The 11308-nt window shown below is 68.8% G+C and carries 12 protein-coding genes and 1 pseudogene; 6 read left to right on the top strand and 7 right to left on the bottom strand.

Going from position 1 to position 11308, the window contains the following annotated elements; translation table 11 throughout:
• Window positions 1-195: 195 nt before the first annotated feature.
• Window positions 196-1281, bottom strand: coding sequence for an amidohydrolase family protein (locus ACFYWY_RS18660; protein ID WP_389187338.1), 1086 nt, complete (start codon window positions 1279-1281; stop codon window positions 196-198).
• A 410-nt stretch (window positions 1282-1691) separates the two neighbouring features.
• On the opposite strand from ACFYWY_RS18660, the gene ectA reads away from it, so the two are divergent.
• From ectA to thpD, 4 genes are all read left to right on the top strand, one after another.
• Window positions 1692-2228, top strand: coding sequence for a diaminobutyrate acetyltransferase (gene ectA, locus ACFYWY_RS18655; protein WP_389187335.1), 537 nt, complete (start codon window positions 1692-1694; stop codon window positions 2226-2228).
• A gap of 23 nt (window positions 2229-2251) precedes the next feature.
• Complete coding sequence (gene ectB / locus ACFYWY_RS18650) at window positions 2252-3520, top strand: diaminobutyrate--2-oxoglutarate transaminase (RefSeq protein WP_389187333.1); 1269 nt, start codon at window positions 2252-2254, stop codon at window positions 3518-3520.
• A gap of 67 nt (window positions 3521-3587) precedes the next feature.
• Window positions 3588-3986, top strand: a complete 399-nt coding sequence (locus tag ACFYWY_RS18645; protein ID WP_389187330.1) for an ectoine synthase — start codon at window positions 3588-3590, stop codon at window positions 3984-3986.
• A gap of 3 nt (window positions 3987-3989) precedes the next feature.
• Window positions 3990-4886: an ectoine hydroxylase gene (thpD, locus tag ACFYWY_RS18640; RefSeq protein ID WP_389187327.1), complete on the top strand. Its 897-nt coding sequence runs from the start codon at window positions 3990-3992 to the stop codon at window positions 4884-4886.
• A 71-nt stretch (window positions 4887-4957) separates the two neighbouring features.
• Here the strand turns inward: thpD and ACFYWY_RS18635 are convergent, their stop codons facing one another.
• On the bottom strand, window positions 4958-6025 hold the full coding sequence (locus ACFYWY_RS18635) for an alkene reductase (protein WP_389187324.1): 1068 nt from the start codon (window positions 6023-6025) through the stop codon (window positions 4958-4960).
• Window positions 6026-6162: 137 nt separating this feature from the next.
• Between ACFYWY_RS18635 and ACFYWY_RS18630 the strand changes: the two genes are divergently transcribed.
• Window positions 6163-6666 carry a MarR family winged helix-turn-helix transcriptional regulator gene (locus ACFYWY_RS18630; protein WP_389187321.1) on the top strand — a complete coding sequence of 168 codons (504 nt, stop codon included), beginning with the start codon at window positions 6163-6165 and terminating at the stop codon, window positions 6664-6666.
• Window positions 6667-6762: 96 nt separating this feature from the next.
• On the opposite strand, the gene ACFYWY_RS18625 is transcribed toward ACFYWY_RS18630, so the two are convergent.
• The 3 genes from ACFYWY_RS18625 to ACFYWY_RS18615 all read right to left on the bottom strand — a co-directional run bounded on the left by ACFYWY_RS18625 (window position 6763) and on the right by ACFYWY_RS18615 (window position 8606).
• Window positions 6763-6894, bottom strand: a complete 132-nt coding sequence (locus ACFYWY_RS18625; RefSeq protein WP_389187319.1) for a hypothetical protein — start codon at window positions 6892-6894, stop codon at window positions 6763-6765.
• Between the two features lie 11 nt (window positions 6895-6905).
• Window positions 6906-7988 (bottom strand): aminotransferase class V-fold PLP-dependent enzyme, encoded by a 1083-nt coding sequence (locus tag ACFYWY_RS18620; protein ID WP_389187316.1) that lies wholly within the window; start codon window positions 7986-7988, stop codon window positions 6906-6908.
• A gap of 210 nt (window positions 7989-8198) precedes the next feature.
• Window positions 8199-8606, bottom strand: a complete 408-nt coding sequence (locus ACFYWY_RS18615; RefSeq protein WP_389187313.1) for a MerR family transcriptional regulator — start codon at window positions 8604-8606, stop codon at window positions 8199-8201.
• Window positions 8607-8655: 49 nt separating this feature from the next.
• Between ACFYWY_RS18615 and ACFYWY_RS18610 the strand changes: the two genes are divergently transcribed.
• Window positions 8656-9540, top strand: coding sequence for an NAD(P)-dependent oxidoreductase (locus tag ACFYWY_RS18610; protein WP_389187310.1), 885 nt, complete (start codon window positions 8656-8658; stop codon window positions 9538-9540).
• Window positions 9541-9752: 212 nt separating this feature from the next.
• Here the strand turns inward: ACFYWY_RS18610 and ACFYWY_RS18605 are convergent.
• Both ACFYWY_RS18605 and ACFYWY_RS18600 read right to left on the bottom strand, forming a co-directional pair.
• Window positions 9753-10555: pseudogene (locus ACFYWY_RS18605) on the bottom strand (hypothetical protein).
• 247 nt (window positions 10556-10802) lie between these two features.
• Entirely contained in the window at window positions 10803-11279 is a 477-nt protein-coding gene (locus ACFYWY_RS18600; protein WP_389187489.1) for a GNAT family N-acetyltransferase, read from the bottom strand.
• Window positions 11280-11308 lie beyond the last annotated feature (29 nt).

Below are 11308 nucleotides of genomic sequence, written 5' to 3'. Positions count from 1 at the left end.
CCCAATGGGGGGGTGGGGGCCCCTTTTTGTTTGGGGGGGGGGGGGGCGGGCCCGGGGGGGGGGGGGGCCCGGGGCGGGGGGGGGGGGGGCGGGGCCCCCGGGGGGGGGGGGGGGGGGCCCCCCGGCGCACCAGGCGTGCATCAACGAACGTTTCCGGCCAGGAGTCACGCTCGGTCGACGCGGCGGCGGTGTCCGTCAGCCGATCACCCTGCCGTTCAGGATCACCCGCCGCGGCCCCGCCAGCGCGCGGACGTCGGCCCGCGGATCCTCGTCGTACACCACCAGATCCGCCGGAGCGCCTTCCTCGAGCACCGGGCGGCCCAGCCACTGACGCGCTCCCCAGGTTGTCGCCGACAGGGCCTGCAGCGGCGGGATGCCGGCCTTCACCAGCTCGGCCACCTCGGCCGCCACCAGGCCGTGCGCCAGCGAGCCGCCCGCGTCCGTGCCGACGAAGACGGGCACCCCCGAGTCGTACGCCGCGCGCACCGTGTCGTAGCGGCGCTGGTACAGCCGCCGCATATGGGCGGACCAGACGGGGAACCTGGACTCGCCGCCCGCCGCGAGGTCCGGGAACGTGGCGATGTTGACCAGCGTCGGCACGATGGCGACGCCCCGCTCCGCGAACAGCGGGATGGTGTCCTCGGTGAGCCCGGTGGCGTGCTCGACGCAGTCGATGCCCGCTTCGACCAGGTCCCTCAGTGCCGCCTCTGCGAAGCAGTGGGCGGTCACCCGCACGCCCAGCCGGTGCGCCTCGGCGATCGCCGCCTCAACCGCTCCGCGCGGCCAGCAGGCGGTCAGGTCTCCGGCGTCCCGGTCGATCCAGTCGCCGACGAGCTTGACCCAGCCGTCGCCTCGCCGGGCTTCCTGGGCGACGTAGGCGACGAGGTCCTCGGGCTCGATCTCATGGGCGAAATTGCGGATGTAGCGGCGGGTGCGCGCGATGTGACGGCCCGCCCTGATGATCTTCGGAAGGTCCGGCCGGTCGTCGATCCAGCGGGTGTCGGACGGTGATCCCGCGTCGCGGATGAGCAGCGTGCCCGCGTCCCGGTCGGTGAGGGCCTGCTTCTCACTGGTCGCCTCGTCGACCGCGCCATGGTGGTCGAGCCCGACATGGCAGTGCGCGTCGACCAGGCCGGGAAGCGCCCAGCCCTGCACAGTGACGACCTCGGCCCGGGGCCGGTCGTAGGTGATCCGGCCGTCCACCACCCACAGTTCGTCCCGTGCCTCCTCGGGCCCGACGAGCACCCGCCCCTTCACATGCAGCACTGTGTGATCGCTCATATCGAGCACTGTACGAGGCGCCGCGGAGGCGGACCGCCGGGCGGTCACCGGGGCCTGCCGGTGACGGTGAACAGCATTTCTCCTGGTATCAAAGTCGGCGTGAATTAAAAATGCGGGAAGCTGCTTTATTCCAGGCAGCTTCCCATATCCTCCTGCCCCCGATCCGCGTTCCTAAACGCCAAGGTTTCGCTAAGGTTCGAACGGCGTAATTCGGACGGGTCTCGCTGCTGTTACGGATATGTGACCGACCCCACAACACGTCCTTTTCGTCCCTTATTTTCGGGACAAATACCCTGAAAACAGCGGGGTGCAGCACTAGCGCCCGCGCCCGCGCGATAACACAAAGGGGCGCTCCACCCAACCCCTTCCCTCAATGCATTTTCAGAATTAGCTCGGTAAATTGCATCGACATGACCGCCGCACAAGAAGACCTTGTACGAGCCAACCCCCAGAGCGAATTCCCGGAGATCGACACCCCCCGAGTGGAGGACGGAGCCGCGATCTGGCGCATCGCCCGCGACTCCGAGGTCCTCGACCTCAACTCCTCGTACAGCTATCTGCTGTGGTGTCGCGACTTCGCAGCCACCTCGCTGGTGGCCCGCGGCCGTGACGGCGAGCCGATCGCCTTCGTCACCGGCTATGTGCGCCCCGACCGCCCGGAGGCCCTGGTCGTCTGGCAGGTCGCCGTCGACCAGGTGCACCGCGGCCAAAGACTCGCCGGCGCGCTGCTCGACGCACTGACCACGAAGGTCACCTACGAGCGCGGGGTGCGCGAGATCGAGACGACCATCACCCCGGACAACACCGCGTCCGACCGGCTGTTCACCTCGTACGCCGAGCGCCATGGCGCGCCACTCGCGCGTGAAGTCCTGTTCGACGGCGGACTGTTCCCCGAGGGAACACACCAGCCGGAAGTGCTGTACCGCATCGGCCCCTTCTCCGCCTGACCCCCCACATCTGGAGACTTGCTGTGACCATCACCCCGCCCGCCCTGAGTGTCTTCGAGACCCTGGAGTCGGAGGTGCGCAGCTACTGCCGCGGTTGGCCCGCTGTGTTCGACCGTGCGCAGGGCAGCTACCTCCACGACGAGGACGGCCACACCTACCTCGACTTCTTCGCCGGAGCCGGATCGCTCAACTACGGACACAACAACCCGGTTCTGAAACGCGCCCTGATCGACTACATCGAGCGCGACGGCATCACGCACGGCCTGGACATGGCCACCACGGCCAAGCGCGCGTTCCTGGAGTCGTTCCAGAACGTGATCCTGCGGCCGCGCGACCTTCCGTACAAGGTCATGTTCCCGGGCCCGACCGGCACCAACGCTGTCGAGTCGGCGCTCAAGCTGGCCCGCAAGGTGAAGGGGCGCGAGTCCGTCGTCTCGTTCACCAACGCCTTCCACGGCATGTCGCTCGGCGCGCTCGCCGTCACCGGCAACGCATTCAAGCGCGCCGGCGCCGGCATACCGCTGGTGCACGGCACACCGATGCCGTTCGACAACTACTTCGACGGCCAGGTCCCCGACTTCCTCTGGTTCGAGCGCCTCCTGGAGGACCAGGGCTCCGGGCTCAACAAGCCGGCCGCCGTGATAGTCGAGACCGTGCAGGGCGAGGGCGGCATCAATGTGGCCCGCGCCGAGTGGCTGCGCGCGCTCCAGGAGCTGTGCCACCGCCAGGACATGCTGCTGATCGTCGACGACATCCAGATGGGCTGCGGCCGCACCGGCGGCTTCTTCTCCTTCGAGGAGGCGGGCATCACGCCGGACATCGTCACTCTGTCGAAGTCGATCAGCGGCTACGGAATGCCCATGTCGCTCTGCCTGTTCAAGCCGGAGCTGGACATCTGGGAGCCGGGCGAGCACAACGGCACGTTCCGCGGCAACAACCCCGCCTTCGTCACCGCCGCCGCCGCGCTCGACACCTACTGGGCCGACGGCCAGATGGAGAAGCAGACCCTCGCGCGCGGCGAGCAGGTCGAGCAGGCGCTGCTGGCCATCGTCGCCGAGAGCGGCGAGCCGGGCGTGAGCTTCCGGGGCCGCGGTCTGGTGTGGGGCCTGGAGTTCGAGGACAAGCCGCGCGCCTCGGCGATCTGCGCCCGCGCCTTCGAGCTGGGGCTGCTCCTCGAGACGTCCGGCCCGGAGAGCGAGGTGGTCAAACTGCTGCCCGCGCTCACCATCTCCCCCGAGGAGCTGGACGAGGGTCTGCGCATCCTGGCCCGCTCCGTCCGCGAGACGGCCTGACACCCCGTACGAACCCCTGCGGGAACCGGCAGAAACCCCGCAGGAAGAAGAAAGGCAACAACTCACCGTGATTGTCCGATCGTTCAGGGACATCGAGAACACCGACCGCCATGTGAAGGCGGCGTCCGGGACCTGGGAGAGCAAGCGCATCGTGCTCGCCAAGGAGAAGGTCGGCTTCTCGCTCCACGAGACCGTGCTTTACGCGGGCACGGAGACGTCGATGTGGTACGCGAACCACATCGAGGCGGTGCTCTGTGTGGAGGGCGAGGCCGAGCTCACCAACGACGAGACCGGCGAGACGCACTGGATCGAGCCCGGCACGATGTATCTGCTGGACGGCCACGAGCGCCACACCATGCGCCCCAAGACCGATTTCCGCTGTGTCTGCGTCTTCAACCCGCCCGTCACCGGACGGGAGGACCACGACGAGAACGGCGTCTATCCGCTGCTCACCGAGGAGGGCTGATCCATGACCACTGCCGCTGTACGCACCGACCTGTACCCGACTCGTGGCGTGAACGAGGTGACGACCCCGCGCCAGGACCCGGTCGTGTGGTCGGCGCCCGGTGCACCGGGGCCGATCGTCCCGTCCGGGCTGATGGAGTTCGAGCGGGACGGGTTCCTCACCGTCGACGAGCTGATCTCGCAGGACGAGGTCGCGCTCTACCGCGCCGAGCTGGACCGGCTGGTCGCCGATCCCGCCGTACGGGCCGACGAGCGCTCGATCATCGAGCCGAAGTCCCAGGACGTGCGCTCGGTCTTCGAGGTGCACAGGCTCAGCGAGGTCTTCGCCTCGCTGGTGCGTGACGAGCGGGTGGTGGGCAGAGCCCGGCAGATCCTCGGCTCGGACGTGTACGTCCACCAGTCCCGTATCAACGTGAAGCCGGGCTTCGGCGCCTCGGGCTTCTACTGGCACTCGGACTTCGAGACCTGGCACGCCGAGGACGGTCTGCCGAACATGCGCACCGTCTCGGTCTCGATCGCGCTGACCGAGAACCTGGACACCAACGGCGGGCTGATGATCATGCCCGGATCGCACAAGACGTTCCTGGGCTGCGCGGGCGAGACGCCGCAGGACAACTACAAGAAGTCGCTGCAGATGCAGGACGCGGGCACGCCCTCGGACGCGGCGCTGACGCGGTTCGCCGACCGGCACGGCATCCGGCTGTTCACCGGCAGGGCGGGGTCCGCGACCTGGTTCGACTGCAACTGCATGCACGGCTCCGGGGACAACATCACCCCGTACCCGCGCAGCAACGTCTTCATCGTCTTCAACAGCGTGGAGAACGCGGCGGTCAAGCCCTTCTCGGCGCCGGTGCCGAGGCCCTCGTTCATCGGGGCGCGGGACTTCACTCCGGTGCGCTAGCCGGTGTTTGTGTACGCAAGGGCGGGGCGCCCCTCTCCGGGAGGGGCGCCCCGCCCTTGCGTACAACTGCCTTACAGGGTCGGGTAGTCGATGTACCCCTTGTCGTCGCCGCCGAAGAACGAGGCCGTGTCCGGGGTGTTGTACGGGCCTTCGGTCTTGAGCCTGACGGGCAGGTCCGGGTTGGCCAGGAACAGCGCGCCGAAGGCGAGGATGTCCGCGATGCCGTCCTCGATGAGCCCCAGCGCCCGGTGGTCGGTCGGCCCCTCGGTCGCCGGGTTGAGGATGAACGTGCCGCTGAACTGCTTGCGCAGCGCGAGCGTCACGTCCCTGAGCCCCGGGTCCGTCTCGACGATGTGCAGATAGCCGAGGCCCAGCGGCTCCAGCTCCTGGACCAGCGCGGGGTAGACCTTCTCCGAGTCGGTCTCGGCGATGTCGTTGTACGGGTTGCCGGGAGAGATCCGCAGCCCGGTCCGCTCCGCACCGATCGCCGCGGCCACGGCCTTGGTCACCTCGACGGCGAAGCGGATGCGGTTCTCGACGGAACCGCCCCACTCGTCGGTGCGCAGGTTCGTGTTGGGGGCGAGGAACTGGTGGATGAGGTAGCCGTTGGCGCCGTGCAGCTCGACGCCGTCGAAACCGGCCTCGATGGCGTTGCGGGCCGCCTCAACGAACTCGCCGACGGTGGCGCGTACTTCGTCGCCGGACAGCTCGCGCGGGGCGATGAAGTCCTTGGGACCCTCGTGCGTGTAGAGCTGACCCGCGGCGGCGACGGCGGACGGGGCCACGCTCACCTGGCCGTCCGGGAACAGCACCGGGTGGCCGATGCGTCCGGCGTGCATGATCTGGGCGAAGATCTTCCCGCCCTCGGCGTGCACGGCGTCGGTGACCTTGCGCCAGGCGGCCACCTGCTCGGCGCTGTGCAGGCCCGGGGTGTTCGGGTAGCCCTGGCCGATGACCGAGGGCTGGATGCCCTCGGTGATGATCAGCCCTGCCGAGGCGCGCTGGCCGTAGTACTCCACGGTGGAGTCGGTGACCGTGAGGCCCTCGCCGTGCGCCCTGCTGCGGGTCATCGGCGCCATGGCGATCCGGTTGCCGAGCTGGGTGCCGGACAGGTCGATCGGGTCGAATGCGGTGGTCATGAAAGCTCCCCAGAATTTATGTGGTCGGCCAAGTAATCGCGACCGAGAGCTACTGTAGACCATTAATTGGCCGACCAAGATAAAATTTTCGGAGACACTGTCCACCAGACAGTCGCCACCCCTCCTGAGGAGGCCCGATGAAGCCCGAGACCGCGGCCGACCCCGTCTGTACCGAGCCGCTGCCGAGCTCCGCGCTCGGCGGGCCCGTCAGCCATGCCGTCTCCCGGGTCGCCCGGCTGCACCGCATGGCGGCGGGCAAGCTGCTCAGGGGAGCCGGCCTCTACCCGGGGCAGGAGTTCGTGATGATGCATCTGTGGGACGCGGGCCCTGTGCGCCAGGCGGAGCTGATCAAGGCGGTCGAGCTCGACCCCTCCACCGTGACGAAGATGCTCCAGCGTCTTGAGCAGGCCGGACACGTCCGCCGCTGCCCCGACCCGGGCGACAGGCGCGCGGTGCTCGTCGAGGCCACGAAGGAGAGCTGCGCATTGCACTCAGCGGTGGAGGCGGCATGGGCGAATCTGGAGGAGTACACGCTCGCCGGGCTCGACCCGGCCGAGCGCCGGGAGCTGACCCGGCTGCTCGGGAAGGTCGAGGAGAACCTCTGCGTCCAGACGGCGGACTGCCCCGGCCTTCGGGCGTAGGTCATGCTCGGGCCGGCCGCCGATGATCGCCGGCTCTGCGGCGAGGCTTTCGAGCGCCGCGCCGCTGGCATCCGGTCCGATGCCCTCAGACCCCGGTCAGGTCCAGCTCGCCGACGACCTGCGCGCGACCGGGGCCACGAACTCCTCCTGCTCAGGCCGCGCTTTCAACCGGCACTCGTCGAGAACGATGTCCGGTGTGACCTTGCCCAGGCGAAGTGACGAAGACATCCCCGACACCCCTATCGACAGCCTCCGGGACGGGCGGTTCCGCTCTTGTCGGCGAGGCGGTCCAGCACCCGTTCAACATCGGCTGCGGAGTTGTACAGATGGAACGCGGCCCGCAGGTTGCCCGCGCGATCGGACACGACGATCCCCACGCGGGCCAGTTCCGGCACGCGGTCCCCGAGCCCGGGTACCGCGACGATCGCCGAGTCGCCCGGGAGCGGCTCGTACCCCAGATCCGTAAGCCCCGCCCTGAACTGCCTGGCGAGCGCGGCGTCATGGGCGTGCACCGCCTCGATCCCGATCTCCTCCAACAGCGCCAGGGACTGTTCGGCCGCGTGGTAGGCGAGGTAGGACGGGGGCTCGTCGTAGCGGCGGGCCGAGCGTGCGAGCTCCTCGATCGGGCCGTACAGCTTCTCGGTCTCTGCGGCATAGGTGCCGGCGTGCAGGGGCGGCACCGACTCCTGCGCCTGCTCCGTCACGGTGAGGAAGGAGACACCGCGCGGGCAGAGCAGAAACTTGAATCCGCCGGTGACCGTGAAGTCCCAGGCGCCCGCGTCCAGCGGCAGCCAGCCCGCGGACTGGCTGGTGTCGAGAAGCGTACGGGCCCCGTGCGCGGCCGCCGCCGACCGCACCGCGGCCAGATCGGCGACCCGGCCGTCGGCGGACTGCACCGCGGAGAAGGCGACCAGCGCGGTGCCCGGCCGTACCGCGTCGGCGAGCGCGTCCAGCGGCGCGTAGCGCAGCTTGAGGTCGCCGCGCACGGTGAAAGGCGTGATGACGGAGGAGAACTCACCCTCGGGGAACAGGACCTCCGCGCCGGACGGCAGCGAGGCCGCGATCAGCCCCACATGCACCGAGACCGAGCCTCCGGCGGCGACCCGGTCCTCGTCCACGCCGCTGAGCCGGGCGAAGGACCGGCGGGCGGCGTTCATCGCGGAGTAGTCCCCGGCGCCACCGGGTCGCCCGGCGGCCAGCTCGTCGGCGAGCGTCTTCACCGCCTGGACCGCCCGGCGCGGCAGCCGCCCGCAGCTCGCAGTGTTCAGATACGTCGTGCCGGGCGCGAACTCGGCGTCGGCCAGCGTACGAAGGGTCTCCATGGGATCACCCTCCGACGCCCCGCAGCTGTGGTCAATCACGAATTGCTGCGGGGCACCGTTCAGCTGTGTTGAACAGGCGGTGTGCCGTCAGGACGCGGTCTGCGGGACCTCGCTTGTCGAAGGCTCCGTCCACCGCGGGAAATAAGTCACTCACCAGGTCGGCGGTGCTGCTGGTCGAGACGGTTCCGCAAGGCGGGGCACCCCGGCTGCTCAGGCGGGGACGGGCTCCAGGTCAGCATCGTCAAAGGGTGGATAGCTCGCGTTGCCCATTCGCTCGGCCGCATCGATGTAGTCGGCAAGAGCGTCGCGGGATTGAGCGAGCCTGTCCATCTGATCGTCCAGTCGCCGCAGCCGTGACCGCATCGCGGCAAGCAACTCGGAACAGCCGGGCAGCTCCGGGGCCTCTCCGACCGCACAGGGCAGCAGGTACGCGATGTCCTCGGAGGACATACCGGCGCCAAGCAGGTGCCGGATCTGCTTCACCCGCAGCACGGCGCTCTCGTCGTACTCGCGGTAACCGTTCGCGCCGCGGTCTGCCTCCAGCAGCCCCTGGGCCTCGTAGTAGCGCAACTGATGGGCGTTGACGCCCGTCCGACGACTCAGTTCCCCGATCCGCATCGAAACCTCGCTTGACCTTCACACCGGTATCAACGTTGACGATGCTGCCATGAACAACAAAACCGATACACCCGTGACAGTCATCGGACTCGGACGGATGGGCCAGGCACTCGCCGGCGCGTTCCTGAAGGCCGGGCATCCCACAACCGTGTGGAACCGGACGACCTCCAAGGCCGACCAGCTGGTGGCCGAGGGCGCACGGCTGGCGCCAACGGTTGGCGACGCGCTCAAGGCAGGTTCCCTGACGATCATCTGCGTCACCGACTACCAAGCCATGCACGAGCTGCTCGGCGCGAGCGATGTCGAGCTGGGTGGCACGATGTTGATCAATCTGACCTCGGGCGATTCGGCCCAGGCCCGGGAAGCCGCCCAATGGGCCGAGCAGCGCGGCGCCCATTACCTGGACGGCGCCATCATGGCCATCCCGTCGGGGATCGGGACCGCCGAGGCGGTGATTCTGCACAGCGGGCCGCAGTCGGACTTCGAGGCACACAAGTCAACACTCGACGCGCTCGGTACCGTCACCCACCTTGGCGCGGACCATGGGCTGGCGTCCCTGTACGACGTGGCCGGCCTGGCCATGATGTGGAGTGTCCTGAACGCCTGGCTCCAGGGCACTGCCCTGCTCAGGACGGCCGGTGTCGACGCCGCAACGTATGCGCCGTTCGCGCAGCAGATCGCTGCCGGTGTGGCCGCATGGCTGCCGGGATATGCCGAGCAGATCGACAGCGGCTCCTTCCCTGCCGAGGTGTCGGCCCTGGAGACCGACGCGCGGGCGATGGCGCACTTGATCGAGGAGAGCGAGGCGGGGGGCGTCAACGCCGAGCTGCCGAAGTTGATCAAGGCGATGGCGGACCGCTCGATCGCCGCCGGACACGGTGGGGAGCAGTATCCCGTACTGATCGAAGAGTTCGGCAAACCCCGCGACGACTGACGGATCCCTACACCGGGCTCTAGTCTCGGGCGTTCGCGTGGCGGGCTGTCCAGAACGTGATCATTGTGGGACTCATGCCGTCAGCCTGAGCGGCTATCCGCAGCGCAGAGCCTTTGTGCTCGTCGCCCCGCCTGCCTGCCGTTCCCCCCGTGGCAGGTGGGCGGGCACCATTGGCGGTCCGCTCTGGCCGATTGCGCCTCGCCGCGGCAGGACTATTCCTCCGCGAAGATCTCGTCTGCGCAGGATGCGGAGATGGCCCGGGCGAGCCAGTGCCGCAGGATCTCGGGATCGCCGCAACTGGTGATGCGTTCGCGGGCGTCGACGGGAACGACAATGTCGCGCTGCTCGAGCAGGAGAAGGATGCTCTGCGCGATGCCCTGGGCGCGGCCTTCGTCTCGGATCTCTTCCGAGAGGGGTGAGGTGTAGAAGGAGAGGTCCACGGCCACCAGGTTCCTCCAATGTTGTGCGGCCGGGAGTCTGCCCAGGCCTTGTGCTGTGAGTTCGACGATGGGGTCTGCGATGGTTTCCGGTGTGTCCCGCAGTGCGGTGGACAGTGCCTTGAGTATGGCACCGATGTCCGGATCCGCGGCATGTTGTGAGGGCCCGCGACGAGGGGACGCAGGGTGAGGGCGGGCCACTGGGACGGCCCGATGTGGGTGGTGCGGGAGGCCCATTCGGCGGTGGTGCGGTCCTGGCAGACGACCAGCAGAAGAGGCTGGAGTTGGTACTTCGTGTGCAGGTAGGACAGGTAGTAGGCCCAGCTGGCGGGTTTGGCCGGGTCCTTCTTGCCCTGGGCTTCGACTGCGAGGAGGAGCGAGTCGCCGTCTTCGGCATCGAGTCGTAACAGGGTGTCGACGCGGCGTTCGACCGGCCGTGCCTCGGTGAGATCGGTGGGCAGGACGGTAACCGAGGTGGGTGGGGCGAAGTCGACGCCCAGTACTTCGGAGACCCGGGAGAAGAGTCCGGGGTACTCCTGGAAGATGCGGTGCATTGCCTCGTGGGGCGAGCTGACCATGCGGGTCCTTGTCGGTACGGGGTGGCGCGAGTCGTGCGGTAGAGGTGCCAATGGCACGTGCCGACGGCGACTCTCGTTGCGAGCGTAGGAAGGCAAGGCGGTCTCAGCGCCGGGGAGTTGAGGAAGTTCACTCGCAGGAGTGCGTGTGTCCGGTGTGCCTGGCCTCGGCTACTTCGGGACGAGGACCAGCTCGGTCCACACCCGTGATTGGGAGTCGGCAGGTGAACCTGCGCAGGTCACCGCCCTGTCAAGCCGCGACGGGCGGCACGGTGAGGCGCAGCACCAGGTGGTTCCCCGCGCGCGGCTCGTTCGGGTCCGGGAGCCAGCCCTGGCGGGCGTAGAAGGCCTGGGCGCGGGTGTTGTGCTCGAAGACCTCGAGGCGTACGTCGCCGACTCCCGCGCGCTGCCAGGCCTCGACGCACGCGGTGTGCAGGGCGGTGCCGACGCCGGAGCGCCAGCGCTTGGGGTCGACGTGGAGCTGGGTGAGGGTCATGACGCCGTCCACCTCGCGGGAGGCGGCGACTCCCGCGACCATCTGGTCCCGTACCGCGCACAGCACCGCGCCGCGCTCGATCGCCGCGGCCCATCCCTCGCGAGTGCGGGCGTGCTCGGCGGGGCTGTTGAAGGCCTCCTCGGGGAGGTGGCCGCGGTAGTAACTCGCGCGCGCCTCGGCGTGGAGGGCGGCGATGGCGTCGAGGTCGTCGGGGGTGGCGATTCTGATCATGATCACGGGGACGCGGAGGGTCGGATCGC

Origin of the sequence: Streptomyces sp. NPDC002870 (assembly GCF_042888505.1) — a bacterium.
Taxonomy (GTDB): Bacteria; Actinomycetota; Actinomycetes; order Streptomycetales; family Streptomycetaceae; genus Streptomyces.
Note: the sequence above shows the minus strand (reverse complement) of the source record. Positions and strands in the feature narration are given on the sequence as shown.